The following is a 26,175-nucleotide window of genomic DNA, read 5'->3' as shown; positions in this document are numbered from 1 at the left end:
CAAAAGGCCGTCTGAAATGCCAAACATTTTCAGACGGCCTGTCGCAGGGCGTTCCAATCAGAAAACCGCCTGCAAAACCAAATAACAGATCACAGCCAATGCCGCTGCTGCCGGCAGGGTAATCACCCACGCCAAACCGATTGGCTTCATCAATCTCCAGTTGGCATTGCGGTTTACCAAGCCGATGCCCAATACCGCGCCGACCAGAATATGCGTACTCGATACCGGCAAGCCCATCAGTGACGCAGCCATGACCACCGATGCGGCGGATAATTCGGCGGCGAAACCTGAAGCCGGGTGCATCTCGGCCAAGCTCGTGCCGACGGTTTTAATCACTTCTTTGCCGACAAACCACAAGCCGACAATCAAAGCGATACCGAACGTCAGCATGGCAATCGGCGGCACGGCGTTTTGTTCGGCAATGTCGCCGGTACGCAACACATCCATAATCGCAGCAAACGGGCCGATGGCGTTGGCAATATCGTTCGCGCCGTGGCTGAACGCAAAGCCGCAGGCGGTAAATACCTGCATCCATGAAAACATTTGGAAAGTGGATTTCCCCAAATCCTTACGTTTCAGGCTTTTGGCAAACACAAACGTACCCATCCAAATCGCCGCGCCAATCATGAAAATGGTCAGGAAGCTGCTGATGTTGCTCATGCCCAAATGCAGGTTTTTCAGCCCTTTGAAAATCAGCATGGCCGAAATCATCATGCCGCCGACAGAGGCAATCATCGGCACCCAAGAATGCAGGGCCTTATACGAATCCACGCTGTTTTTACGGTTGTCGATTTCATACAGACCGCGGTAATAATCGGATTGCAGTTCGGCCGGATCAAATTCGGGTTCGTTATAAATTTCCGCATCACGTGCGATTTTCGTGGCGTAATCGACTTTTCCGGCCTCATCCAAAGATTCGAAAAACAGGCGGTATTGCTCTTTATAGGCTTTTTTCTCCTGTTTGATGCCTTTAAGCGTTTCATCCGCCCATGCGTTGTAATCCAACACATATTTTTTGATTTGCGAAAACACGGCATAGGAAACCAAGCCGCCCAATACCGGCGAGAGTACCCAGGAAACAGCGATTTCGCCTAATTTACCCCATTTAATCAGCGCGGCGGCATCAATGTCCGTCATCCATGCCAGGCAAAGCGAACTGCCGACGATACCGCCGATAATCGCATGAGTCGTCGAAACGGGCAGACCTTTTTTCGTCGCAAACAGCAGCCATAATGCTGCCGCCAGCAAAGCTGACATCATGATGTAGACAAACTGCATCGGCTCAAGGCTCATCGCACCCAAATCGACAATACCCTTGCGGATGGTATCGGTCACTTCCCCACCCGCAATCACTGCGCCGCTGACCTCGAATACCGCCGCAATCAGCAATGCCTGCGGCACGGTCAGTGTACCCGAACCGACGCTGGTACCGAATGAATTGGCAATGTCGTTGCCGCCGACGTTAAACGCCATAAACACGCCGAACATCGTCGCCAAAATAAACAAGGCCGCATGGTTGTAATGCGTATAGCCCAAGCCCCAATAAATAAAATAGCCGACCATGCCTACGAGCATAGCGGCAAAAAAGGCATTAATCAGCTTTAAGTGAGCACCCGGTTGAGCCTGACCCATGAACGGAAATCCTTTAAAACAGTTGGAAAGCGAGTCTGTCAAATATTACAGTACAATTACAATATTGTAACATAAGTTCGCATTGTAACCGTTTTGTCAAAATGATTGCATATTTATTTCAGCCTGCGCCGCCAAATATCAATTAGCCGCCCGCAACAGCCAAATCGGGTTAAAATAACCATTTTTCTTACCACAACATTCCATGAGCAGCCAATACTATATCGGCATCATGTCCGGCACCAGTATGGACGGTGCGGACGCCGTCTTAATCCAAATGCAGGGCGCAAGCTGGCAAGCCGCCGTCGCCCATAGCTTCATTCCCTTTTCAGACGGCCTGCGGCAAGAATTATTGGCATTGCAAAACACCGGCAGCGACGAACTGCACCGCAGCATCATGCTCTCGCAAACCCTCAGCCGCCTGTATGCCCGAGTCGTGCACCAACTGCTCGCTCAAGAAAAACTCGTTCCGGCCGACATCACTGCCATCGGCTGCCACGGCCAAACCGTCCGCCATTCGCCGGAAAACGGCTACAGCGTCCAACTGGCGGATTTGCCGCTTTTGGCCGAACTGACCGGCATTTTCACCATCGGAGATTTCCGCAGCCGAGACTTGGCCGCCGGCGGTCAGGGCGCACCATTAGTGCCCGCCTTCCATCATGCTCTGTTTCATCACCCGGAAGAAACACGTGTCGTACTGAATATCGGCGGCATCGCCAACATCAGCGTCCTTCTGCCCGATGCACCCGCTTTCGGCTTCGATACCGGCCCCGGCAATATGCTGATGGATGCCTGGACGCAACACATTTGGCAGCTTCCTTACGACCGTAACGGTGAAAAAGCCGCACAAGGCAAACTGTTGCCCGAATTGTTGGACACCCTGCTCGACCACCCTTACTTTTCACAGCCTCATCCCAAAAGCACCGGCCGCGAATTATTTTCTCTGGAATGGCTGAGAGGCCGTCTGAAAGGAGGCGAACAGCCGGAAGATGTGCTTCAAACCCTGCTCCAGTACACCGCCCATAGCATTTTGAATGCCATTCGCCAAGTCTCTCCTCATACCGGCAGCATCTATGTATGCGGAGGCGGCATACAAAATCAAGCCCTAATGGAAACATTGGAAACTTTAAGCACCTGTGCTTTACACAGCACCGCCCAACTGAATCTGGATCCCCAATGGGTTGAAGCCGCTGCTTTCGGATGGCTTGCCGCTTGCTGGATGAACCGCATCCCGAGCAACCCGCATCATGCAACCGGAGCGCACAGGCCGTGCATTTTAGGTGCTGGCCATTATGCGTAAAACATTTTTAAATTTGTGACACCTGCTTGTGTGCATCATTTAGAAAGGTCAAAAAGGCCGTCTGAAATTTTGAAAACAACTTAAGGTTTCAAAATTTCAGACGGCCTTCAATTCATCAAAAACGGCTAACGGTTTATCTCAGCTTGAATTGCACGGATATTCGCTTCACGGTCGCGTACTACCTGACTCAACCTGCTGATTTTGGCTTGATCGCCCTTTTTACGCGCTACATTCAACTGCGCTTTGGCACGCGCAAATGCCGCTTGCTCGTTACGTACTTCGTTCTGCAAAATCTGCTTACGGGTCAATTGCTGCTTCGGCTTGACGGAAGGAGCAGCAATCGTCGGCGTAGGGATGATTTTGGCTCTCCGATTCAGCTCCGCCGCACGCGCCCGTGCCGATCTCAAGTTAACCGCACTGGTTTTGCTGCTACCGTTGCGCAATTTAATATTCATACGCGGATTAGCCGCTTCTGCACTATTGGTGACGCTGCCTGCGGTAACCTGAGGCAAAATCTTGATATCATTAACATCAGGTGCAGCCGAACCTGGTGCTTCTTTTAAATTGGGTCTTTCCGGAAATACTTGCGCTGCATCTTCCGCTGAAACCTGCGCCGTACCGTCCGTATGGGACTCCTCGCACTGATCGCCGATTCTCTTTTCTGTGAACACAATGCCACCATCCACTTTACAGATATATGTAACGGCTTGTGCCGACATGGCAACTATACTGAGAAAGAACGTTAAAATCAGTTTTTGAAAAATAAGTCTCATGCTATTTGCACTGTTTTCAGGATATGGACGCAGTCATTATACTATGCCGTCTGTAAAGTGCATAAATACTGTGTTAAAGCATTCCCGCCGGCAACAAATATATTTTTCACACTTCACTAAAAACAGAACGACCGCAACTACTCACTCTGCAACACCATTGTTCGACTGTTCCGGATACAATTCAAGTGTTTGTCCAACCACATCTCTATTTTCTATTAAACAACAAATGATCCGCTCCGCTTTACTGTAAAGAGCATCAACCAGAATGCTGTCAGCTTAGCGGATTTATGAAATAACAGGAATTTTAATCTGTATGATACGCCAAAAAATTTTAGCATTAAGGCAAAATAAAACAGGGCATTGATTTTGCATTGCCTTTCCAACATATAAAATCCACAAGCGTCTCCCAAGGCGAAAGTGTTCCAGATAGAATCGTTTTCTGTAAGTTTAAAATTTTTATTCTGCAAATATTCTTTGCATAATCGGATACGGCACAATAATAAAATAAATCTTCACGGCTAAAATTTTTTTCTTCACGCATTTCTCAGGCTGTGCAGTATGCCCTCCAAAACCAAAATACCGTAACTTTTGCAAAGCTCAACTTAAACCAAAAAATATATTCCCGTCAGTTCCACGCAGGCGGGAATCCAGACCTATGCAATACAGAGATATTTGTTATAAGTCACAAAAGGGTAAAATTTTGACTTCCCGCCTACATACATGACTTTCAGACGGCACTATGGCCTAACTCACACCGCAATCGTCCGTCAGGCAAAAAGAAACTGCCCGTAAAACCTGCCTGTTAAAAATCCGTCATTCGGTGGAGCAGAGCTTTGGTTGTTGCACCGTAAATTCTGCCATCACCGTACGGCTTATTCCGGTTTATTGAAAGTGACTGCACAGTCATCATAAAAGCAATTGGATCAACCTGCCGGAACCTGCCGACAGGTTCCGTGTTTCTCCAGCTGCCTAAAAAGGGGAAAAGTATGTTCCAGTCCCTAAGGGATGACAGGCAACTAAGCTGTATTTAATCTTAAAAAAAGCCTGCTTAGTCACCTAAGCAGGCTTTTTTTATTGCGGGGCGCGGGTTTTGCAAGGTCTCGGCTGATACTTCTTTCTCAATCCATGCCGGCCCCGAGACTCTGTCCGGCATCCCCCCTACTTTTTCACGGCAGGCTGCGCAGCCTTCTTCACCGGCGCCGCAACCGTCGCCTCATTCCTCAGCTTCGAGAAGATCCCTTCCCCTATCCCCTTCACGTTTTTCAACTCGTCAACCGTCTTAAAATTCCCATGCTGTTTGCGGTACGCCACTATCGCCTTCGCTTTCGCAGGCCCCACACCCGGTAAAGCCGTCAGCTCGCTCTCCGAAGCCGTATTGATGTTCACCGCAGCACTGCTGACCGATGCTGCCAGCGTTGCCAACCCGTAGAAGAAGATCTTTTTCAAAGTACTGTGCATAAAACGTTATCCTTTGGTTATTCGTTACGGTTGATATTATATGCACAGATACTATTATTTACAACCGTTATTTGCTGTTTCCCATCCGCTCTTCTCTCCGAACAAAGTAAAAGCCCCTGAATTCTGTCAGGGGCTTTCTTAATGGGTGTTTGGCAGTGACCTACTTTCGCATGGAAGAACCACACTATCATCGGCGCTGAGTCGTTTCACGGTCCTGTTCGGGATGGGAAGGCGTGGGACCAACTCGCTATGGCCGCCAAACTTAAACTGTACAAATCGGTCAGCCGTTATGCAGTCTACTGCACTTATTTATTCTTTATCAACTTTTCGGTAATGAATGTATCATCAGTAAGCTTTTATCTTTGAAATTCTTCAAATGATAGAGTCAAGCCTCACGAGCAATTAGTATCGGTTAGCTGCACGCGTTACCGCGCTTCCACACCCGACCTATCAACGTCCTGGTCTCGAACGACTCTTTAGTGCGGTTAAACCGCAAGGGAAGTCTCATCTTCAGGCGAGTTTCGCGCTTAGATGCTTTCAGCGCTTATCTCTTCCGAACTTAGCTACCCGGCAATGCGACTGGCGTCACAACCGGTACACCAGAGGTTCGTCCACTCCGGTCCTCTCGTACTAGGAGCAGCCCCCGTCAAACTTCCAACGCCCACTGCAGATAGGGACCAAACTGTCTCACGACGTTTTAAACCCAGCTCACGTACCACTTTAAATGGCGAACAGCCATACCCTTGGGACCGACTACAGCCCCAGGATGTGATGAGCCGACATCGAGGTGCCAAACTCCGCCGTCGATATGAACTCTTGGGCGGAATCAGCCTGTTATCCCCGGAGTACCTTTTATCCGTTGAGCGATGGCCCTTCCATACAGAACCACCGGATCACTATGTCCTGCTTTCGCACCTGCTCGACTTGTCGGTCTCGCAGTTAAGCTACCTTTTGCCATTGCACTATCAGTCCGATTTCCGACCGGACCTAGGTAACCTTCGAACTCCTCCGTTACTCTTTGGGAGGAGACCGCCCCAGTCAAACTGCCTACCATGCACGGTCCCCGACCCGGATTACGGGTCTGGGTTAGAACCTCAAAGTCACCAGGGTGGTATTTCAAGGACGGCTCCACAGAAACTAGCGTTTCTGCTTCTAAGCCTCCCACCTATCCTACACAAGTGACTTCAAAGTCCAATGCAAAGCTACAGTAAAGGTTCACGGGGTCTTTCCGTCTAGCAGCGGGTAGATTGCATCTTCACAACCACTTCAACTTCGCTGAGTCTCGGGAGGAGACAGTGTGGCCATCGTTACGCCATTCGTGCGGGTCGGAACTTACCCGACAAGGAATTTCGCTACCTTAGGACCGTTATAGTTACGGCCGCCGTTTACTGGGGCTTCGATCCGATGCTCTCACATCTTCAATTAACCTTCCAGCACCGGGCAGGCGTCACACCCTATACGTCCACTTTCGTGTTAGCAGAGTGCTGTGTTTTTAATAAACAGTCGCAGCCACCGATTCTCTGCGACCCTCCAATGCTTACACCGTAAAGGCTTAACATCGAAGGGCATACCTTCTCCCGAAGTTACGGTATCAATTTGCCGAGTTCCTTCTCCCGAGTTCTCTCAAGCGCCTTAGAATTCTCATCCTGCCCACCTGTGTCGGTTTGCGGTACGGTTCTGATTCAACTGAAGCTTAGTGGCTTTTCCTGGAAGCGTGGTATCGGTTACTTCGTGTCCGTAGACACTCGTCGTCACTTCTCGGTGTTAAGAAGACCCGGATTTGCCTAAGTCCTCCACCTACCGGCTTAAACAAACTATTCCAACAGTTTGCTAACCTAACCTTCTCCGTCCCCACATCGCATTGAATCAAAGTACGGGAATATTAACCCGTTTCCCATCGACTACGCATTTCTGCCTCGCCTTAGGGGCCGACTCACCCTACGCCGATGAACGTTGCGTAGGAAACCTTGGGCTTTCGGCGAGCGGGCTTTTCACCCGCTTTATCGCTACTCATGTCAACATTCGCACTTCTGATACCTCCAGCACACTTCTCAATGCACCTTCTTCGGCCTACAGAACGCTCCCCTACCATGCCTTGCGGCATCCGCAGCTTCGGTTACAGATTTGAGCCCCGTTACATCTTCCGCGCAGGACGACTCGACCAGTGAGCTATTACGCTTTCTTTAAATGATGGCTGCTTCTAAGCCAACATCCTGGCTGTCTGGGCCTTCCCACTTCGTTTACCACTTAATCTGTCATTTGGGACCTTAGCTGGCGGTCTGGGTTGTTTCCCTCTTGACAACGGACGTTAGCACCCGCTGTCTGTCTCCCGAGGAGCAACTTGATGGTATTCTTAGTTTGCCATGGGTTGGTAAGTTGCAATAACCCCCTAGCCATAACAGTGCTTTACCCCCATCAGTCTCATACTCGAGGCACTACCTAAATAGTTTTCGGGGAGAACCAGCTATCTCCGAGTTTGTTTAGCCTTTCACCCCTATCCACAGCTCATCCCCGCATTTTGCAACATGCGTGGGTTCGGTCCTCCAGTACCTGTTACGGCACCTTCAACCTGGCCATGGATAGATCACTCGGTTTCGGGTCTACGCCCAGCAACTCTTCGCCCTATTAAGACTCGGTTTCCCTACGCCTCCCCTATCCGGTTAAGCTCGCTACTGAACGTAAGTCGTTGACCCATTATACAAAAGGTACGCAGTCACGGAACATGTCCGCTCCCACTGTTTGTATGCATCAGGTTTCAGGTTCTGTTTCACTCCCCTCCCGGGGTTCTTTTCGCCTTTCCCTCACGGTACTGGTTCACTATCGGTCGATGATGAGTATTTAGCCTTGGAGGATGGTCCCCCCATATTCAGACAGGATTTCACGTGTCCCGCCCTACTTGTCGTATACTTAGTACCACCGATGAAATTTCGAATACGGGACTATCACCCACTATGGTCAACCTTCCCAGGTCGTTCTTCTATCTCAACGGCTATTATATACAGGCTCCTCCGCGTTCGCTCGCCACTACTTGCGGAATCTCGGTTGATTTCTTTTCCTCCGGGTACTTAGATGGTTCAGTTCTCCGGGTTTGCTTCTCCAAACCTATGGATTCAGTTTGGGATACTGCACTGAATGCAGTGGGTTTCCCCATTCGGACATCACCGGATCAAAGCTTTATTGCCAGCTCCCCGATGCTTTTCGCAGGCTTACACGTCCTTCGTCGCCTATCATCGCCAAGGCATCCACCTGATGCACTTATTCACTTGACTCTATCATTTCAAGAACCTCTTTGACTTGGCTTCCTTACCGTTGACTAGTAAGTCGGCTAGATATTCCTACTTTGATAAAGCTTACTGCTTGTTGTGTGATATTCTCTGCCTTTTGTCTTTCAGAAAATATCTTGATACAATCATCACCCAAATACTGTGACTGAATCTTTTTCAGACGGCCTAAACCGTTTTCAAATTCGACACATTGCAATGCACCAAATTCAGATTCAATCAACATTGTCTTTGTTTGTTGATTTCGGCTTTCCAATTTGTTAAAGATCGATGCGTTTCGTTTTGGCTACTTCGCAAATTAAAATGAGCTGCGCATTCTATAGCAGCTTACTTTGATTTGTAAAGTATTTTGGTGGAGGCAAACGGGATCGAACCGATGACCCCCTGCTTGCAAAGCAGGTGCTCTACCAACTGAGCTATGCCCCCAGTATGAGTTGTGGTGGGTCTGGGAGGACTTGAACCTCCGACCCCACGCTTATCAAGCGTGTGCTCTAACCAGCTGAGCTACAAACCCAAGGTCGTTATGTCGGAGAATTTGATATACCTCTTCTCCTTCATATCTTTGCATCTTCTACAGTTTACCGATAAGTGTGAATGCGACAAACCTCTTCTTTTCTCTAGAAAGGAGGTGATCCAGCCGCAGGTTCCCCTACGGCTACCTTGTTACGACTTCACCCCAGTCATGAAGCATACCGTGGTAAGCGGACTCCTTACGGTTATCCTACCTACTTCTGGTATCCCCCACTCCCATGGTGTGACGGGCGGTGTGTACAAGACCCGGGAACGTATTCACCGCAGTATGCTGACCTGCGATTACTAGCGATTCCGACTTCATGCACTCGAGTTGCAGAGTGCAATCCGGACTACGATCGGTTTTGTGAGATTGGCTCCGCCTCGCGGCTTGGCTACCCTCTGTACCGACCATTGTATGACGTGTGAAGCCCTGGTCATAAGGGCCATGAGGACTTGACGTCATCCCCACCTTCCTCCGGCTTGTCACCGGCAGTCTCATTAAAGTGCCCAACTTAATGATGGCAACTAATGACAAGGGTTGCGCTCGTTGCGGGACTTAACCCAACATCTCACGACACGAGCTGACGACAGCCATGCAGCACCTGTGTTACGGCTCCCGAAGGCACTCCTCCGTCTCTGGAGAATTCCGTACATGTCAAGACCAGGTAAGGTTCTTCGCGTTGCATCGAATTAATCCACATCATCCACCGCTTGTGCGGGTCCCCGTCAATTCCTTTGAGTTTTAATCTTGCGACCGTACTCCCCAGGCGGTCAATTTCACGCGTTAGCTACGCTACTAAGCAATCAAGTTGCCCAACAGCTAATTGACATCGTTTAGGGCGTGGACTACCAGGGTATCTAATCCTGTTTGCTACCCACGCTTTCGAGCATGAACGTCAGTATTATCCCAGGGGGCTGCCTTCGCCATCGGTATTCCTCCACATCTCTACGCATTTCACTGCTACACGTGGAATTCTACCCCCCTCTGACATACTCTAGCTACCCAGTTCAAAACGCAGTTCCCAGGTTAAGCCCGGGGATTTCACATCTTGCTTAAGTAACCGTCTGCGCTCGCTTTACGCCCAGTAATTCCGATTAACGCTCGCACCCTACGTATTACCGCGGCTGCTGGCACGTAGTTAGCCGGTGCTTATTCTTCAGGTACCGTCATCAGCATTCGATATTAGCAAATGCCTTTTCTTCCCTGACAAAAGTCCTTTACAACCCGAAGGCCTTCTTCAGACACGCGGCATGGCTGGATCAGGGTTCCCCCCATTGTCCAAAATTCCCCACTGCTGCCTCCCGTAGGAGTCTGGGCCGTGTCTCAGTCCCAGTGTGGCGGATCATCCTCTCAGACCCGCTACTGATCGTCGCCTTGGTAGGCCTTTACCCCACCAACCAGCTAATCAGATATCGGCCGCTCAGATAGCGCAAGGCCCGAAGGTCCCCTGCTTTCCTCCTCAGAGTATATGCGGTATTAGCTAATCTTTCGATTAGTTATCCCCCACTATCCGGTACGTTCCGATATGTTACTCACCCGTTCGCCACTCGCCACCAAAAGAGCAAGCTCTTCCGTGCTGCCGTTCGACTTGCATGTGTAAAGCATGCCGCCAGCGTTCAATCTGAGCCAGGATCAAACTCTTATGTTCAATCTCTAACTTTTTAACTTCTGGTCTGCTTCAAAGAAACCGACAAAGAATAGATATCATCTACATCTTGTCTGTTTTTGTCGCAGTGTGAGGCTTACCGCACTCACACTTATCGGTAATCTGTTTGTTAAAGAGCGTTTCCTGCTGCGTCAGCAGCGAAGAAACCGAACTATACCCCTCTCCCCTTACAACCGTCAACCCATCAAACCGACTTTTTTAACAGAAAAACAGCAAAACACTGTTTTACAACAATATTATTTATCACAAACCACAACCCGAATCCTGCAAAAACTCCCCAGCCGCACAAACCGGTAAATTAAAACCGCTCCGCTTTCTCTTAGGGCACCATTTTGTATTTTTACCAAGCTCTTTATTTAGGTAGCGAAAGCTAATCAATGGAAGAACATTTTTAGACAGTACAAATATTGTTTAGTTAAGATTTTTTGGTATGATTCGGACTATTTCATATTTTCATTTCTTGGACTTTTGATTATGTCAGTCTATACAAGCGTTTCAAATGACGAGATGCGTGATTTCCTTACTCAATATGACTTAGGCGAATTTATTTCTTTACAAGGCATTGCACAGGGCATCACAAACAGCAATTATTTTCTGACAACAAGTACCGGACGGTATGTACTGACTGTATTTGAAGTACTCAAGCAAGAGGAGCTGCCTTTTTTCTTGCAGTTAAACTTTCATTTAAGCCGTAAGGGAGTGGCATGTCCTGCACCAATTGTCCGTAAGGATGGGAAATTGGATGCAACCTTGGCCGGGAAACCAGCTTGCTTGGTCACTTGCCTGAAAGGCTCCGACACCGGCTGGGCAACTGAAACTCAATGCTTCAATACCGGCGCGATGCTTGCCAAAATGCATTTAGCCGGACAAGATTTTCCGCTGAAAATGGAAAATCCGCGTTATGACCGCTGGTGGCATGAAGCTTGCGACCGGCTCGTATCAGTATTGGACGAAGAAGATGCACAATTATTAAAACAAGAAATTTTATTCTTAGACAATAACTTAGGCTATAACCTGCCTTCAGGCATCATTCATGCAGACTTATTTAAAGACAACGTTCTATTGGATGGTGAGAATGTTGCCGGCTTTATCGATTTTTATTACGCCTGCAATGGGAATTTCATGTACGACTTGGCGATTGCGGTCAATGACTGGGCGCGGACAGCAGACAACCATTTGGATACACCGCTGCGTGATGCTTTTATCCAAGGCTATGAAAACGTCCGCCCACTGTCTGATGACGAACGTGCTTATTTTCCGATTGCCCAACGTGCCGGTTGCATCCGTTTTTGGGTATCACGATTACTGGATTTTCATTTTCCACAGTCCGGGGAAATGACGTTTATTAAAGACCCGAATGCTTTCCGTGATTTACTGCTGAACTTAAGCTAATCATGATAAAGGCCGTCTGAATTCAGACGGCCTTTATTTTCTTTGAAGAGCAGTATCAAACCGACTATTTATTTACGCACATCAACAGCCACTTTCTTCAAACTACCCAAATCCACATTCAGACGGCCTTGATACATAAAAAAGGCCGTCTGAAAACATTACTTCGCATATTTTTCAAAAATCTGCTCAACCAGCGCATCTGCGGCCGTCCAATCCACTGCCTCGGCTTCAGGCAAGGCGGTATTTTTTTCTGCCGCCGCCACCATGGTTTTACCGGTACCGGCAGCGGATACATCAACGGTTACCGTCATGGAGAATCCCACGCGCAACGGGTTGGCTGCTAACTCTTTCTCATCCAGACTGATTCGTACCGGCACACGATACACTGAGTTACCGGCTGTATCCTGCGATGAAGTCCGTGAAAAAACATTGCCCGCTCCTGCGGACAAACCCATTACCTTGCCGTGATAAACTACTTTGTCGCCATATAACTCCGCCACCATCTGCACAGGCTGGCCGATTTTCATCTTACGCAATTGCTGCTCTTCAAAACTGGCATCAACCCATAAGTTATTCAGCGGCACAACTGCCATTAATGCTGCGCCTTGCTGGATATTCTGGCCGACCTGCGCATTACGTTTGGCAATCTGACCTGCCATAGGAGAACGGATTTGAGTACGCTGAAGGTTCAACCATGCATCTTTGATATGACTGATGGCCGTCTGAACCGCAGGCTGCTGACGCAACGGAATATTACTTCCCAGAGCAGCCTGCGCTGCCGCCTCCTGCGCCTCTACGGCCTTGAGTGCCGCCTGAGCCTGTACCACTGCGGCACGCGCATGGCTGAGTTCTTCACCTGAAATCGCATCCGTTCCGGCCAATGATTCGCGACGCCTTAAATCCGCCTGTGCTTTAGCCAACTCAGCCTTACGCAACAACACCTCTGCTTTGGTTTGGGAGCTGCCTGCCGTTTGCTGCTTGTTCTGACGGATCGCTTGAATCAATTCGTTTTGCGCACGCTCATAAGCCAACTGGAAATCACTGTCATCCAAAATGATTAATACATCACCTTTTTTCACGACATCAGTATCATCAGCCATGACTCTGCGTATCGTACCGCCCACTTGCGGCGTTATTTGGACCAAATGGCCTGCAACATAGGCCTCTTCGGTCTCTTCCTCATTTTCCAATATCAAAAAATAAGCCAATGCAACGCCCAGCGCAATAACGATAAAAAGCAGGGTTGCAATGGCCAGATTGAATTTGAGCCGATGATTTGTCTCTGCCATCATCTCTGATGGGGGAACTTTTTGTGTTTGCGGCGTATCTTGTTTTATATCCATGAGTATACTGAATCCCGATTTGGAAATTTAAAAACCGATTGTTCTGTTGTTTTATTTATTATAACCTTTAATAACTATCACTATAAATCATTAATAAATAAAGTAATTTTCAAATTCAAACAAAAAAACTTATCCGACTTATTTTATATTTTACCTTTAGACCAATCAAGCCCCCTTACTTATTTGCCATTTGAGAAGATTATTATTTTTCGTCATCTCCTTTGCAGGCCTGCCTTTTTAAAATGTAAAGTTTCACATCACCACAGAAAACGTTCGTAAAGCAACATCACTCCCTATCATTATTTTACCTTCAAAGAAATATGTACAAAATCCACAAAAAGGCCGTCTGAAATTTCAGACGGCCTCTGTGAATAAAACAGCTCATCAAAGAATATTCAATCATAGCAAGGTATTTTCAATAACTTAGCAACAAGTCTACTGAACAATAGTGAAACACCTGATATGAAAATATTTCAGACGGCCTGCATCGATGCCTGTCCGTCTGAATTTCCTTGATGACTCAAATAAAATCAAAGCATTATCAAACCACAATGATTATTCAATAAGCTGTTTACATTTACCCTACTTGGCATTGGATCTAAACCCGCCTCCCAACTGTAGGTGCACATTACTCCATGCTGTTAAAAGCTCCGCTTTTTGCTGGGTAGCTTGCATTTTAAGCCTGAGAACCTCATCCTGCAGTTTCATTCCCGGCAAACCGTTTTCCAACCCTGCCCTTACCCTACCCTGTGCGGAACGGACGGACTGTTCAGCAACTTTCAGCATTTTTTCCCATACCGGCTGCTGCGCCTGCTGGCTTTGGTAATCGGCAATGGCATCGGCCGCCGAACGCATGGCATTCAGCACCGTACGGTCGTAAACCGCAACCTGCTCGTTATATTCGGCACGCCGGCCGGCCAGACGGGATTGCAGTGCACCGGAAGTGAAAACAGGCAGATGCAGCGCAGGTGCCACTCCCAGCACGCCTGATGCTTTGCCACGCACGACATCAAACGCATCAATGTGCGCCAATCCGGCTAAAACTTTGAGTTCGATATTGGGATAAAATTCCGCTTCGGCCGATTTGACCTTATGGTAACGCGAAGTCAGCAAGGCTTTTTGTGCAGCAACATCCGGTCTGGCAGACAATAAATCGGCATACAGCCCGCCGACCGGCAATACAGGTACAACCGCAGCTTTGGAAGGCTCTGCAATATTCAGTCCTGCAGGGGTATTCCCGGTCAAGGCCGCTAAGCTGTGACGGATTTTAAGCTGTTTTTTCTCCAGCTCGATTTTCTCCAACTCCAAACGCTGCATGGCCAATTCTATCGGGTAAACCGTTTCAGACGGCATCAGCTTGGCATTGATTCTGCGTTTGACCAATTGCTGCATTTTTCCTGCCAATTCTATCCGCTGATTCAGCAACGCCTGCTGTTCGGCCAATGCCTGCCAAACGAAATATTGTGCGGCAACCGCATGGGCCAATTCATTGCGCGCCTGATGGGCTTCGTATAATACCGCCTGACGCTTGCCCAACACCGAGGCGACTTGCCGGCGGTTTTTTCCCCAGAAATCGAATGTCCAACTGCCCTGCAAAGCTAAATTGGCCAACAACAGATGATTGTCCGTCTGCCCCTGATTCGAAGAGGGTTTCGGTGCGGCATAAAGAGCCAACCCCTCACCGACCAGCCCTGCTTGGGGCTGACCCGCCGCTCCGGTTATCCCCAACTGCGCCTGAGCCTGCTCAAAACGCGCTTTGGCAATGCGTAAATCGGGAGAAGTTTGAACAGCTCGGGCAATCAGGGCATTGAGTTTCTTATCCTGCAATTGCAGCCACCAGGCATTTTGCCCCTTTACCGACTCCCCTTGAGATAAAGAATGCACCGTTGGAATATCCAACGGTGCTTGCCGGCCGAATTGGGCACAGGCCGCCAGCGTCAACGCCGACAAAACCACCATGCCCGATTTGGCAATTCCGAATTTCATACAGACTCCGTCGTTAGCATTTGCAACCGACAACGCCTGTTCAGCCATCCAAACGGTTTAACAGTTTGGTCAGCAGGTATTGCAGCTGCTCGTAATCATGACTGGTGTAATCCTGCCAGGCTTCTCCGCTTTTGCTTGAAATCTGCGGCCAAACTTTCTGGATAAACGATTCACCCTCAGGCGTCAATTTTAACACAATCTGCCGACGGTCTTGTTGGTTGATGTGGCGCTCTATCCAACCGCGTTCGACCATCTCATCCGACAAGCGGGTTGCGCTGGTTCGAGTCAGATCCATCAGGTCGCTCAAACGTGAAGGAAGAATCTCGTTGTTGGGGCTGACGTAAATGGCCATCATGGCAAACCATAAATTTTCATTGATGCCGAAAACTTTCAGGCTTTCGTTCAAACGGCTGCTCAAGCGCTCGGTCACAACACGCAACAAGCGGCCGGACTGAGTTTGCTGCTCGGAAAACTCGGACAATCGGCCCGACAACAAACGCAAAGCATTAATTAATTCAACTTGTGAAAAACTCATTGTATATTCTCTTCTTGAAATGGATGAATGGATGATGTTTTGAATTTTGCGGCAAACCGTATTATGACATAATCATTTGCCTTAAAATACCAACTACTTACTATTTATCACCATATTAATTCAGCTGATTATTTTTCTAATAAAAAATCTGATAATCGGTTTAGACAAAATACAAACGGGCTTAATTATGCAGATTACATGCCGCTAACCGTTTTTTTTTCCGTTTGTCCGGCTGACTTCACATACTGATTAAAACCAATGAAATCATCACACAACAAACATAATTGTCATGAGCATATTTCGCTTTAGAACCCGAATCTTGATATTAGTTCACTCAAACATTCCCGCTTATTCTGCCAAATGCACACAACATGATGCTTTTCCTTTAAAATAAGGACACCGTGGTTCGAAAACCTCCCACATTAAAAAACTAAGGAAACCGAAAATGTCCCGCAACACCGAAGAATTAAGCGGTATCTCTTTATTGGGCAACCAGCAAACCCAATACCCGACCGGATACGCTCCCGACATCTTGGAAGCATTCGACAATAAACACCCCGGCAACGACTATTTCGTCAAATTCATCTGCCCCGAATTCACCAGTTTGTGCCCGATGACCGGCCAGCCGGATTTCGCCACCATCTACATCCGCTATATTCCGCACATCAAAATGGTGGAAAGCAAATCGCTGAAACTTTATCTGTTCAGCTTCCGCAACCACGGCGATTTTCACGAAGACTGTGTCAACATCATCATGAAAGACCTTATCGCGCTGATGGAGCCGAAATACATCGAAGTATATGGCGAGTTCACGCCGCGCGGCGGCATCGCCATCCATCCTTTTGCCAACTACGGCAAAGCAGGTACCGAGTTTGAAGCACTGGCACGCAAACGCCTGTTCGAACACGATACATACTGAATCCATTTAAAAAAACCAAATTCTTTTTCAGACGGCCTCATTCTTTTTATACAGGCCGTCTGAAAGCCGTTTCCGAAAGACAAGCATGTATCAGTTTACCCAAGCCCAACAGAAAAAAGCCCTGTTTTGGCTCGTTTTATTCCATATTCTCATCATCGCCTCCAGCAACTATCTGGTGCAGTTTCCGTTTGAAATCTTCGGCGTGCATTCCACTTGGGGCGCGCTGACTTTTCCGTTTATATTTTTGGCGACGGATTTGACCGTCCGCATTTTTGGTTCGCGGCTGGCGCGCCGGATTATTTTTTGGGTCATGTTTCCCGCCCTGCTGCTCTCTTATATATTCTCCGTACTGTTCAGCGAAGGCAGGTGGACGGGCTGGGCATCATTGGCCGCTTTCAACACCTTCGTCGGCCGCATCGCCCTTGCCAGCTTCGCCGCCTACGCACTCGGCCAGTTTCTCGATATTTTTGTTTTCAACCGCTTACGCCGTCTGAAAGCATGGTGGATTGCACCTACCGCATCAACCATTTTAGGTAACGCATTGGATACGCTCGTATTCTTCGGCGTGGCATTTTACGCCAGCAGCGATACCTTCATGGCGCAGCATTGGCCGGAGATTGCCTTTGTCGATTACCTGTTCAAACTCGCCATCTGCACCCTGTTTTTCCTGCCTGCCTACGGCGTGATTCTGAATATACTGACGCGCAAGCTCACGTCGCTGCAGCAGACCGATTCGCCGCTCAACATGAATCGTGCCGAGGCAGCCGCAGATTAATATAAAGAGGGAAGACGGATTGGCATCCGCTCTTCCCCTCTTTTCAAACCATAACGGGACGTTGAAAATCCCTTCCCCGAATCACAAACCGCCCCAAAGCACTTATCCCCACATTCAGACGCGCAAACAGGCCGTCTGAAATCCCGATGTTGTACCACCGCAACATAAAAACGTCATTTCCCAACCGCCCGCCACGCCCGCAATCTTTGGCGCAACACACCGCAATGCTTTATAATCCTTGGATTTTCAGCGCAACCGAATGCCCATCATGAAATGGCTCAAACGCATCCAAACCATCTTCCGCACCCTCTATCTTTACGGGCTGGCCGATTTGTTCTCCGGCCATATCCGCCAAGAGTGGCTGCGCAACCTGATTGCCCGTCTGCCCCAATCCACCGAATACCGGCACGAAACCCTGCCCGTCCGCCTGCGTTTGGCATTGGAAAGCCTCGGGCCGATTTTCATCAAATTCGGGCAGGTTTTGTCCACGCGCCCCGATCTGATTCCGCATGATTACGCGGTCGAACTGGCCAAGCTGCAAGATAAAGTGCCGCCGTTTGATGCGCAACTGTCGCGCAGCCAAATCGAAAAAGCCTTGGGCAGGCCTATCGGCGAACTTTACGCAGAATTCGAAACCGAACCCGTTGCCAGCGCATCGATTGCCCAAGTCCACAAAGCCCGTCTGCACAGCGGCGAAGAAGTGGCGGTCAAAGTCTTGCGTCCGAATATTCTGCCCGTTATCGAACAGGACTTGGCGCTCATGCGCCTGGGAGCAGGCTGGATCGAACGCCTGTTTTCAGATGGCAAACGTCTGAAACCGCGCGAAGTGGTGGCCGAGTTCGACAAATACCTGCACGACGAACTGGACTTGATGCGCGAAGCCGCCAACGCCAGCCAACTTTACCGCAATTTCAAAGACAGCGGTATGCTGATTGTGCCGAAAGTATTTTACGACTATTGCAGCCGCGACGTGCTGACCATCGAATGGATGGACGGCACGCCCGTCTCCGACGTTGCCACGCTCAAAGCCAAAGGCATCGATTTGAAAAAACTCGCCGATTACGGCGTGGAAATCTTCTTCACCCAAGTCTTCCGTGACGGATTTTTCCACGCCGACATGCACCCGGGCAATATCCTCGTGGCCGACGACAACCGCTACATCGCACTCGACTTCGGCATCGTCGGCAGCCTGACCGACTATGATAAACGCTATCTCGCCATCAACTTTCTCGCCTTCTTCAACCGCGACTACCACCGCGTCGCCACCGCCCACATCGAATCGGGCTGGGTGCCGGCCGACACGCGCGCGGAAGAACTCGAAGCCGCCGTGCGCAGCGTGTGCGAACCGATTTTCAACAAACCGATTTCGCAGATTTCGTTCGGCCTGGTGCTGATGCGCCTGTTTGAAGTCAGCCGCCGTTTCAACGTCGAAATCCAGCCGCAGCTCGTGTTGCTGCAAAAAACCCTGCTCAACATCGAAGGCCTCGGCCGCCAGCTCGACCCCGATTTGGATTTGTGGGCCACCGCCAAGCCGTTCCTGACCAAATGGATGAACGAACAAATCGGCCCCAAAGCCCTGCTCAACAATCTGAAAAACGAAGCCCCCGACTGGGCGCAAATCCTGCCGAGCCTGCCGCGCAAACTCAACGCGCTGGTGGATGAAAACCGCCAGCAGGAAATGCGCGATGCCTACCTGCACCTGATTAAGGTGCAGCAACGCCAAAGCCTGTGGCTCGGTTTGATTGCCGTTGCCCTGCTGCTGATTTTGGTTTTCAAATAAACACAGGCCGTCTGAAAAAAATAAAGTTTCAGACGGCCTTTATCCAAACGGTTCAAACCATTCATTCATGCCGTCTGAAAAACAACCCACCGCAACATCACAATACTTTTCAGACGGCCTTTCCGTCTTAAAGAGCGGACGAATTATGCTATAATCCCACGTTTGAAAATTTCAGCAAATATCAGGAAAAAACATGAGCTTAAAATGCGGCATCGTCGGCCTACCCAACGTCGGCAAATCCACCCTGTTCAACGCGCTGACCCAATCGGGCATCGAAGCGGCCAACTACCCCTTCTGCACCATCGAACCCAACGTCGGCATCGTCGAAGTGCCCGACCCGCGCATGGCCGAGCTGGCGAAAATCGTCAACCCGCAGAAAATGCAGCCCGCCATCGTGGAATTTGTGGACATCGCCGGCTTGGTGGCCGGTGCCAGCAAAGGCGAAGGCTTGGGCAACCAGTTTCTCGCCAACATCCGCGAAACCGACGCGATTGTGAACGTAGTGCGCTGTTTCGACGACGACAATATTGTCCACGTCGCCGGCAAGGTTGACCCCATTGCCGACATCGAAACCATCGGCACCGAGCTGGCTTTGGCCGACTTGGCTAGCGTGGAGAAAGCCATCGTCCGCGAAGAAAAACGTGCACGCAGCGGCGACAAAGACGCGCAAAAACTGGTGGATTTGTGCAAAAAGCTGCTGCCGCATTTGGACGAAGGCAAACCCGTGCGCTCGTTCGGTCTCGACGCGGAACAACTCGCCATGTTGCGCCCCCTGTTCCTGCTCACCGCCAAACCCGCGATGTACGTCGGCAATGTCGCCGAAAACGGCTTTGAAAACAACCCCCATCTCGACCGCCTGAAAGAACTGGCCGCCAAAGAAAACGCCCCCGTCGTCGCCGTATGCGCCGCGATGGAAAGCGAAATCGCCGAACTCGAAGACGAAGAAAAAGCCGAGTTTCTCGCCGAAATGGGCTTGGAAGAACCCGGCCTCAACCGTCTGATCCGCGCAGGCTACGACCTGCTCGGTCTGCAAACCTACTTCACCGCCGGTGTAAAAGAAGTCCGCGCATGGACAATCCGCAAAGGCGACACCGCCCCCCAAGCCGCCGGCGTCATCCATACCGATTTCGAACGCGGCTTCATCCGTGCCCAAGTCATCGCCTATGAAGATTTTGTGGCCTTAGGCGGCGAAGCCAAAGCCAAAGAAGCCGGCAAAATGCGCGTGGAAGGCAAGGAATATGTGGTGAAAGACGGAGATGTGATGCACTTTTTGTTTAATGTGTGATGATTGTTGATTGAAGTTTTCAGACGGCCTTAGACTGGATAAAGGCCGTCTGAAAATCAAACGGAATAAAAATGAACGTATTAAAAGACCTCCAATTGCGCGGCCTGATCGCGCAAACCACCGACTTTGAAACCCTCGAAACCTTGTTGAGCGAACAGAAAATCGCGCTCTACTGCGGTTTCGATCCCACCGCCGACAGCCTGCATATCGGCCATCTGCTGCCCGTATTGGCCTTGCGCCGTTTCCAGCAGGCGGGGCATACGCCGGTTGCGCTGGTGGGCGGGGCGACGGGCATGATCGGCGACCCGAGTTTCAAGGCGGTCGAGCGCAGTCTGAATTCCACCGAAACCGTGCAGGGCTGGGTGGAAAGCATCCGCGGCCAGCTCAAACCGTTTTTGAGTTTTGAGGGCGATAACGCGGCGGTGATGGCGAACAATTACGACTGGTTCGGCGGCATGGGCTGCTTGGACTTTCTGCGCGACATCGGCAAGCATTTTTCCGTGAACGCGATGCTGGCGAAAGAGTCGGTCAAACAGCGCATCGAGCGCGACGACGTGGGCATTTCGTTTACCGAATTTTCCTACGCACTCTTGCAAGGCTATGATTTTTCGGAATTAAACCGCCGCCACAATGTGGTTCTGCAAATCGGCGGTTCCGACCAGTGGGGCAACATCACTTGGGGCATCGACACCACACGCCGTCTGAACCAGAAACAGGTGTTCGGCCTGACCCTGCCGCTGGTAACCAAATCCGACGGCACCAAATTCGGCAAGACCGAAGGCGGCGCGGTATGGCTCAATGCGCAGAAAACCTCGCCGTATCAGTTTTACCAGTTCTGGTTGAAAGTGGCCGATGCCGATGTGTATAAGTTCCTGAAATACTTCACGTTCCTGACCATCGAACAGATTGACGAAATCGAAGCGAAAGACAAAGAGAGCGGCACCAAGCCCGAAGCGCAGCGTATTCTGGCCGAAGAAATGACCCGCCTGATCCACGGCGAAGAAGCCCTGAAAGCCGCGCAACGCATCACCGAAAGCCTGTTTTCGGGCGACGAAAGCGGCCTGACCGAAAACGACTACGCCCAACTCGCCCTCGACGGCCTGCCCGCCGTTGCAGCCGAAGGCCGTCTGAACGTGGTGGAAGCTTTGGTTTTGAGCGGTTTGGCGAAGTCCAACAAAGAAGCGCGCGAGTTCGTGAAAAACAAAGCGGTAGTCATCAACGGAGAAACAGTCAGCGAAGCGAACAACGCCGACTTTTCGCCGGAAAAACCCGACGATGCCTACCTGCTTACCGACGCGCACAAACGCTTCGGCAAATACACCATCATCAAACGCGGCAAACGCAACCACGCGCTGCTGGTGTGGAAATAGGATTGAAGAAGTGATGCAAGGCCGTCTGAAAATATTTTTCAGACGGCCTTTCTGTATCTGGGTCGGGTGCGGTCAAAATATTTTCCGTGCAGATAACCGTATGATTTTAGATTGAGGAGTGCGTAAAAAGAAAAGGTTCAGGCCGTCTGAAAAACATTTTCAGACGGCCTGATTGTTTTTGCATCAACTTATCAAAAAATGCCGTCTGAAATTTTTCAGACGGCATTTCGATTGAGTGCCAACGCTTGATTATAAGAAGAAAATCAATGCAACCACGACGGCAATCACACCGTAAATCGACATCGGAATGACGGTTTTCTTGATAATCGAACCTTCGGCTTTGTCGATACCCAACACCGAGCACACGGCGATGATGTTGTTGATACACACCATATTACCCATCGCGCCACCAACCGACTGCAATGCCAGAATCAGTGTTACCGACAAACCAGTATCCAAGGCGATTTGCTGCTGAATCGGGCCGAAGGTCAGGTTGGATACGGTATTGGAACCTGAGAAGAATGCGCCGATGGCACCCAGATACGGCGAGAAGTAAATCCAGTTGTCGCCGGCCATGGCCGCAAATTCTTTACCGATGATTTTCACCATTGAATCATCGCCACCGACCATCATCAGTTTCACCATAATCAGTGCGCCCATCAAGGCAAGCAATGGTTTCTTGGTTTGGTTGAACGTGCCGACATAGAATGTCCACGCGTCTTTGAACTTGGTTTGATACAGCAGGATACAGATCCATACGGTAATCACAAACGGAATCCAAGCGGGTACATACAGGGTTTGGTATTTTTCCGACACGGCTTCGCCGAAAATATTGCCGAATACAATCGTCAGCGATTGGGTAACGGTAATGTCGCTCAAGCCGGGCAGCGAGAAGCTGAACCACGGTTCGCTGCTGGTCAGCAAGCCTTTGATGCCGAGCTGTTTGATACGGGTAATCACCAGCATACCGATCAGCATACCCAAAGGTGCCAATGCTTTGGCCACTTGGACGAACGGCACTTTCTCGGCATTTGTATCTTTCGGATAGTCTTTGCTCAGACCCCAGCCGTGATTGGCGGCAAATACGGAAATCAACAGGCCGATTGCACCGGCCACCAATGACGGAAATTCTTCATTGACCATTGCCAACGCCACGTAAGGGATGGTACAGGCCAAAATGCTGATGTACACAAAGACGATGTTTTTGCGGATTTCTGCCCACGGCACGATAAAGCTCAGACCGATGACCGGGATGATGAAACCGGCGAAAAAGTGCATGATACCAGTTTGCTTACCGATTTCGAGAATGTTTTCCGGCGTCAGGTTCAAGGGCGCGAAACCGAACCAGGTCGGTGTACCCACCGCACCGAACGATACCGGCACCGAGTTCATCACCAATGTAAAAATCGCCACTTTCAACGGATTGAAGCCCAAGCTCATCAAAATCGGCGCAGCAATCGCGGCAGGCGTACCGAAGCCCGACGCGCCCTCAATCATAAAGGCAAACGCCCAGCCGATAATCATCAGCTGCGCCACCGGATTCGGGTTGATGTTGGCCAGCCATTTGCGGATCACATCGATACAGCCGGTGGTTTCCATCATGCGGTTGAACATAATCGCGCCGAAAATCACGGTAATCGGTGTTAAAGTCGATACCAGGCCGGAAGCGGCGGTCGCGTTCAGCAGCATGAAATCATCGCCGAAATAGGCGATTTTAATCACATAAATCAACACCGCCACAATCGGCAGCGCGATATAGGAAGGCATACTGTTTTTTTTCACCATCAGCCAAATCAGCAGGACGATGGGGAAAATACTGAGGAAAAGTGCCATACAAAAATCCTTGTATTACATGTAAAGCATCAATCAAGACAACCAAAGAAAAAACGCCTGCCTTAATTCAGCCCGAACCTTCGGCGATTAAGGAAGCCGTATTTAAAATCGGTCACACCAATTTACTTATTGTGGCGGGTACTTTACGTAATCCTATGTAAGCGGTCAAGTTTTTTCTCTTGCCCGAACGGTAAGCGCATTCAAATCAAACGGATTATTTATTTAATAAATATGTTATTGAAATTAATCCAAAAGTATTATTTTTACTTTATTCCGCACCTTAAGAAAAACCGTACCGGAGCCGTCTGAAACCTTGTCCGGTTCTTTTTGACCGCGATGAAACGACTACAAAAGAATACTTCTCAAAAAGTATCAGGCCAGTGCTTGAACCCGATATGTTTTTATCGGCCGAATCATCCGCATGATCCGCCTGAACCGGATACCCGACATTTTGATATTTTCAAACCATCCACCTGCTTTTCACGAAAAACCGCAGGCCGTCTGAAAAATGTTTCAGACGGCCTGCGGGAGATGTCCAAACGGTTTATTCGATACCTGCCCATTTGTGCGTCTGCACGCTCAGCTGCCAATGTACAGGGGCATTCGGACGGCCGTTGAGTATGCCGATTTGCCGGATGGTGTCGTAAATATTCATCACGCCGTTTTGTTCGCAAGGCGACAAATAAAAATGCTCGGCCTGAATCTTGCGCTCCATTTGGGCGCAAAACGCCAATACGTCGCCGTCTGCAACAATCCGTACCTCATCGGCTTTTTCAATGCAGCTTTCAGCGTATTTGGCCGCGTAACACGCTTTGGGGCTGGTCGCGACAAAGTCGATTTGCGGCGGCGCGGGATTCAGGCCGTTGGTTTCGAGACACAAATAACAGCCCTCTGCTTTGAGCGCGTTCAGCAATGCATCCAAATGCGGCTGAATCGTCGGTTCCCCGCCGGTAATGATGATGTTGCGCGCGCTGTAACTTTTCAGACGGCCTAAAATCTCGTTCAAACTCATCATTTCGAATTTCAGGTAATCGGTATCACACCAAGAACAAGCTAAATTACACTTACCTAAACGGATAAAGACGGCGGGCATACCGGTGTTATAGCCCTCCCCTTGCAGGCTTTCGAAGATTTCCACAATGCGGTATTGCGGATTTTCAGGTTCAATCGCGACCATCACACCTCCCCGTATTCGGCGCAGGACGTCGGTGTTTCCCAAAGTTTGACGCTGCACACCTTCAAACCTGCTTTTTTCAGACGGCCGAACATTTCCACCGTCATGTTTTCGGCGGTCGTGCGGCGGTCAAGGCGCAGGGTTTTCATGTTCCAGCCCTCCAACAGCGCGGCGATTTGGCTTTCCCGTTCATTGCTGCCGTCGTAAATAAAGGCATGGTCGAACGGTTCGGTGATTTCTTGTTTGACGATGGCTTTCAAATCGGTGAAATCCATCACCATGCCGTCTTTCGCACCGCCCTGAATCAGGCTGTCTGCAACGGTGACTTCCAGCCGGTAAGTATGCCCGTGCAGGTTTTGGCACTTGCCGTCATGACCGTCGAGCATGTGCGACGAATCGAAAGTAAAGATTTTGGTGATTTTCATGATGTTTGATTCTGGTTCTTCGAGGCCGTCTGAAACTTTTCAGACGGCCTCAAGAATAATGTGGAACAAGGATATAAATTCAGACGGCCTTTTCAGCCAAATATTCCCGCAGGCCGCGCTCGCGCAATATACAGCTCGGGCATTCGCCGCAGCCGCCTGCTACGCCGTTGTAACAGGTATGCGTCTGCTCGCGGACATAATCCAGATAACCCAATTCATCGGCCAACGCCCACGTTTGCGCTTTGGTCAGATACATCAGCGGCGTATGAATCTGAAAATCGTAGTCCATCGCCAAATTCAGGGTAACGTTCATGGATTTGACAAACACATCGCGACAGTCGGGATAGCCGGAAAAGTCGGTTTCGCATACGCCGACGATGATGTGTTTGATGTTTTGACCTTTAGCGAAAATAGCGGCATACAGTAGAAACAGCGCATTGCGGCCATCGACAAAGGTATTGGGCATACCGTTGGAGGCCGTCTGAATTTCCGCGCCCTCTTCCATCAAAGCATTGTGGGTAATCTGCTGCATCAGGCTTAAATCTAAAACGGTTTGCCGGACGCCCAAGTCTCGGGCAATCCAATGCGCGCGTTCCAATTCGATTGAATGGCGTTGACCGTAGTGAAAAGTGATGGCTTGGACATTATCCCGGCCATAGGTTTGAACCGCCTGAAGCAGGCAAGTCGTAGAATCTTGACCGCCGGAAAAGATGACCAAGGCTTTTTGATTATGCATA

19 protein-coding genes, 2 tRNA genes, 3 rRNA genes and 1 riboswitch are annotated in these 26,175 nt (G+C 49.7%); of the genes, 7 read left to right on the top strand and 17 right to left on the bottom strand.

The annotated features are described in order from the left end of the window. Nucleotides 1–57: 57 nt before the first annotated feature. Complete coding sequence (locus tag ACM67E_RS02185; RefSeq protein WP_416192006.1) at nt 58–1,632, bottom strand: inorganic phosphate transporter; 1,575 nt, start codon at nt 1,630–1,632, stop codon at nt 58–60. Nucleotides 1,633–1,834: 202 nt separating this feature from the next. On the opposite strand from ACM67E_RS02185, the gene ACM67E_RS02180 reads away from it, so the two are divergent. Beyond that, nucleotides 1,835–2,929 carry an anhydro-N-acetylmuramic acid kinase gene (locus ACM67E_RS02180; RefSeq protein ID WP_416192005.1) on the top strand — a complete coding sequence of 365 codons (1,095 nt, stop codon included), beginning with the start codon at nt 1,835–1,837 and terminating at the stop codon, nt 2,927–2,929. 125 nt (nt 2,930–3,054) lie between these two features. On the opposite strand, the gene ACM67E_RS02175 is transcribed toward ACM67E_RS02180, so the two are convergent. From ACM67E_RS02175 to ACM67E_RS02140, 8 genes are all read right to left on the bottom strand, one after another. Beyond that, the gene (locus ACM67E_RS02175) at nt 3,055–3,702 is read right to left on the bottom strand and encodes a hypothetical protein (RefSeq protein WP_416192004.1); all 648 of its coding nucleotides are present in this window, start codon (nt 3,700–3,702) and stop codon (nt 3,055–3,057) included. Between the two features lie 1,158 nt (nt 3,703–4,860). Next, nucleotides 4,861–5,160, bottom strand: coding sequence for a ComEA family DNA-binding protein (locus ACM67E_RS02170; protein ID WP_416191716.1), 300 nt, complete (start codon nt 5,158–5,160; stop codon nt 4,861–4,863). A gap of 147 nt (nt 5,161–5,307) precedes the next feature. Beyond that, nucleotides 5,308–5,421 (bottom strand): 5S ribosomal RNA (gene rrf / locus ACM67E_RS02165). A gap of 120 nt (nt 5,422–5,541) precedes the next feature. After that, nucleotides 5,542–8,429: ribosomal RNA gene (locus tag ACM67E_RS02160) — 23S ribosomal RNA — on the bottom strand. A 34-nt stretch (nt 8,430–8,463) separates the two neighbouring features. Then, entirely contained in the window at nt 8,464–8,667 is a 204-nt protein-coding gene (locus ACM67E_RS02155) for a hypothetical protein (protein WP_416191715.1), read from the bottom strand. Nucleotides 8,668–8,791: 124 nt separating this feature from the next. Continuing rightward, nucleotides 8,792–8,867, bottom strand: a tRNA-Ala gene (locus ACM67E_RS02150). Between the two features lie 11 nt (nt 8,868–8,878). Further along, nucleotides 8,879–8,955: transfer RNA gene (locus tag ACM67E_RS02145), tRNA-Ile, on the bottom strand. 107 nt (nt 8,956–9,062) lie between these two features. Continuing rightward, nucleotides 9,063–10,603 (bottom strand): 16S ribosomal RNA (locus ACM67E_RS02140). The 16S, 23S and 5S rRNA genes sit together here with 2 tRNA genes alongside, the layout of an rRNA operon. A gap of 492 nt (nt 10,604–11,095) precedes the next feature. On the opposite strand from ACM67E_RS02140, the gene thrB reads away from it, so the two are divergent. Continuing rightward, nucleotides 11,096–12,013: a homoserine kinase gene (thrB, locus tag ACM67E_RS02135; protein WP_416192003.1), complete on the top strand. Its 918-nt coding sequence runs from the start codon at nt 11,096–11,098 to the stop codon at nt 12,011–12,013. A 158-nt stretch (nt 12,014–12,171) separates the two neighbouring features. Here thrB and ACM67E_RS02130 read toward each other — a convergent pair whose 3' ends face one another. From ACM67E_RS02130 to ACM67E_RS02120, 3 genes are all read right to left on the bottom strand, one after another. Beyond that, nucleotides 12,172–13,305 (bottom strand): efflux RND transporter periplasmic adaptor subunit, encoded by a 1,134-nt coding sequence (locus ACM67E_RS02130; protein WP_416192717.1) that lies wholly within the window; start codon nt 13,303–13,305, stop codon nt 12,172–12,174. Nucleotides 13,306–13,938: 633 nt separating this feature from the next. Next, on the bottom strand, nt 13,939–15,342 hold the full coding sequence (locus tag ACM67E_RS02125; protein ID WP_416192002.1) for an efflux transporter outer membrane subunit: 1,404 nt from the start codon (nt 15,340–15,342) through the stop codon (nt 13,939–13,941). A gap of 40 nt (nt 15,343–15,382) precedes the next feature. Next, nucleotides 15,383–15,877 (bottom strand): MarR family transcriptional regulator, encoded by a 495-nt coding sequence (locus ACM67E_RS02120; RefSeq protein ID WP_416192001.1) that lies wholly within the window; start codon nt 15,875–15,877, stop codon nt 15,383–15,385. Nucleotides 15,878–16,272: 395 nt separating this feature from the next. Beyond that, a riboswitch (PreQ1 riboswitch) is annotated at nt 16,273–16,317 on the top strand. Between the two features lie 5 nt (nt 16,318–16,322). Here ACM67E_RS02120 and queF point away from each other — a divergent pair. Beyond that, complete coding sequence (gene queF, locus ACM67E_RS02115; RefSeq protein ID WP_416192000.1) at nt 16,323–16,796, top strand: preQ(1) synthase; 474 nt, start codon at nt 16,323–16,325, stop codon at nt 16,794–16,796. An 85-nt stretch (nt 16,797–16,881) separates the two neighbouring features. Continuing rightward, nucleotides 16,882–17,571, top strand: a complete 690-nt coding sequence (locus tag ACM67E_RS02110) for a 7-cyano-7-deazaguanine/7-aminomethyl-7-deazaguanine transporter (RefSeq protein WP_416191999.1) — start codon at nt 16,882–16,884, stop codon at nt 17,569–17,571. A gap of 43 nt (nt 17,572–17,614) precedes the next feature. On the opposite strand, the gene ACM67E_RS02105 is transcribed toward ACM67E_RS02110, so the two are convergent. Then, nucleotides 17,615–17,737 carry a hypothetical protein gene (locus tag ACM67E_RS02105; protein ID WP_416191998.1) on the bottom strand — a complete coding sequence of 41 codons (123 nt, stop codon included), beginning with the start codon at nt 17,735–17,737 and terminating at the stop codon, nt 17,615–17,617. A 102-nt stretch (nt 17,738–17,839) separates the two neighbouring features. Here ACM67E_RS02105 and ubiB point away from each other — a divergent pair, with 102 nt between their 5' ends. From ubiB to tyrS, 3 genes are all read left to right on the top strand, one after another. After that, on the top strand, nt 17,840–19,351 hold the full coding sequence (ubiB, locus tag ACM67E_RS02100) for a ubiquinone biosynthesis regulatory protein kinase UbiB (protein WP_416191997.1): 1,512 nt from the start codon (nt 17,840–17,842) through the stop codon (nt 19,349–19,351). Nucleotides 19,352–19,544: 193 nt separating this feature from the next. Beyond that, a complete protein-coding gene (gene ychF / locus ACM67E_RS02095) occupies nt 19,545–20,636 on the top strand; it encodes a redox-regulated ATPase YchF (RefSeq protein WP_416191996.1) in 1,092 nt (363 codons plus the stop codon). 71 nt (nt 20,637–20,707) lie between these two features. Next, nucleotides 20,708–22,006 (top strand): tyrosine--tRNA ligase, encoded by a 1,299-nt coding sequence (gene tyrS, locus ACM67E_RS02090; RefSeq protein ID WP_416191995.1) that lies wholly within the window; start codon nt 20,708–20,710, stop codon nt 22,004–22,006. Between the two features lie 249 nt (nt 22,007–22,255). On the opposite strand, the gene ACM67E_RS02085 is transcribed toward tyrS, so the two are convergent. The 4 genes from ACM67E_RS02085 to queC form a co-directional block, all read right to left on the bottom strand. Then, on the bottom strand, nt 22,256–23,839 hold the full coding sequence (locus tag ACM67E_RS02085; protein ID WP_416191994.1) for an L-lactate permease: 1,584 nt from the start codon (nt 23,837–23,839) through the stop codon (nt 22,256–22,258). Nucleotides 23,840–24,383: 544 nt separating this feature from the next. Then, nucleotides 24,384–25,016, bottom strand: a complete 633-nt coding sequence (locus ACM67E_RS02080; protein WP_416191993.1) for a 7-carboxy-7-deazaguanine synthase QueE — start codon at nt 25,014–25,016, stop codon at nt 24,384–24,386. Next, nucleotides 25,016–25,438 carry a 6-carboxytetrahydropterin synthase QueD gene (queD, locus tag ACM67E_RS02075; protein ID WP_416191992.1) on the bottom strand — a complete coding sequence of 141 codons (423 nt, stop codon included), beginning with the start codon at nt 25,436–25,438 and terminating at the stop codon, nt 25,016–25,018. Before queD ends, ACM67E_RS02080 begins: the two co-directional genes overlap by 1 nt. A 79-nt stretch (nt 25,439–25,517) precedes the next feature. Continuing rightward, a complete protein-coding gene (gene queC / locus ACM67E_RS02070) occupies nt 25,518–26,174 on the bottom strand; it encodes a 7-cyano-7-deazaguanine synthase QueC (protein WP_416191991.1) in 657 nt (218 codons plus the stop codon). Nucleotide 26,175: the final 1 nt, after the last annotated feature.

It is taken from the genome of Neisseria sp. CCUG12390, from assembly GCF_047837985.1.
In the GTDB taxonomy this organism is placed as follows: Bacteria; Pseudomonadota; Gammaproteobacteria; order Burkholderiales; family Neisseriaceae; genus Neisseria.
The sequence above is the reverse complement of the archived record's forward strand: the minus strand, read 5'-3'. Positions and strand labels throughout refer to the sequence as shown.

Coding starts and splice junctions, on each gene's coding strand:
- ACM67E_RS02185 (WP_416192006.1), bottom strand. CDS start 1,632: ATGGGTCAGGCTCAACCGGGTGCTCACTTAAAGCTGATTAATGCCTTT.
- ACM67E_RS02180 (WP_416192005.1), top strand. CDS start 1,835: ATGAGCAGCCAATACTATATCGGCATCATGTCCGGCACCAGTATGGAC.
- ACM67E_RS02175 (WP_416192004.1), bottom strand. CDS start 3,702: ATGAGACTTATTTTTCAAAAACTGATTTTAACGTTCTTTCTCAGTATA.
- ACM67E_RS02170 (WP_416191716.1), bottom strand. CDS start 5,160: ATGCACAGTACTTTGAAAAAGATCTTCTTCTACGGGTTGGCAACGCTG.
- ACM67E_RS02155 (WP_416191715.1), bottom strand. CDS start 8,667: ATGTTGATTGAATCTGAATTTGGTGCATTGCAATGTGTCGAATTTGAA.
- thrB (WP_416192003.1), top strand. CDS start 11,096: ATGTCAGTCTATACAAGCGTTTCAAATGACGAGATGCGTGATTTCCTT.
- ACM67E_RS02130 (WP_416192717.1), bottom strand. CDS start 13,305: ATGATGGCAGAGACAAATCATCGGCTCAAATTCAATCTGGCCATTGCA.
- ACM67E_RS02125 (WP_416192002.1), bottom strand. CDS start 15,342: ATGAAATTCGGAATTGCCAAATCGGGCATGGTGGTTTTGTCGGCGTTG.
- ACM67E_RS02120 (WP_416192001.1), bottom strand. CDS start 15,877: ATGAGTTTTTCACAAGTTGAATTAATTAATGCTTTGCGTTTGTTGTCG.
- queF (WP_416192000.1), top strand. CDS start 16,323: ATGTCCCGCAACACCGAAGAATTAAGCGGTATCTCTTTATTGGGCAAC.
- ACM67E_RS02110 (WP_416191999.1), top strand. CDS start 16,882: ATGTATCAGTTTACCCAAGCCCAACAGAAAAAAGCCCTGTTTTGGCTC.
- ACM67E_RS02105 (WP_416191998.1), bottom strand. CDS start 17,737: ATGTTGCGGTGGTACAACATCGGGATTTCAGACGGCCTGTTTGCGCGT.
- ubiB (WP_416191997.1), top strand. CDS start 17,840: ATGAAATGGCTCAAACGCATCCAAACCATCTTCCGCACCCTCTATCTT.
- ychF (WP_416191996.1), top strand. CDS start 19,545: ATGAGCTTAAAATGCGGCATCGTCGGCCTACCCAACGTCGGCAAATCC.
- tyrS (WP_416191995.1), top strand. CDS start 20,708: ATGAACGTATTAAAAGACCTCCAATTGCGCGGCCTGATCGCGCAAACC.
- ACM67E_RS02085 (WP_416191994.1), bottom strand. CDS start 23,839: ATGGCACTTTTCCTCAGTATTTTCCCCATCGTCCTGCTGATTTGGCTG.
- ACM67E_RS02080 (WP_416191993.1), bottom strand. CDS start 25,016: ATGGTCGCGATTGAACCTGAAAATCCGCAATACCGCATTGTGGAAATC.
- queD (WP_416191992.1), bottom strand. CDS start 25,438: ATGAAAATCACCAAAATCTTTACTTTCGATTCGTCGCACATGCTCGAC.
- queC (WP_416191991.1), bottom strand. CDS start 26,174: ATGCATAATCAAAAAGCCTTGGTCATCTTTTCCGGCGGTCAAGATTCT.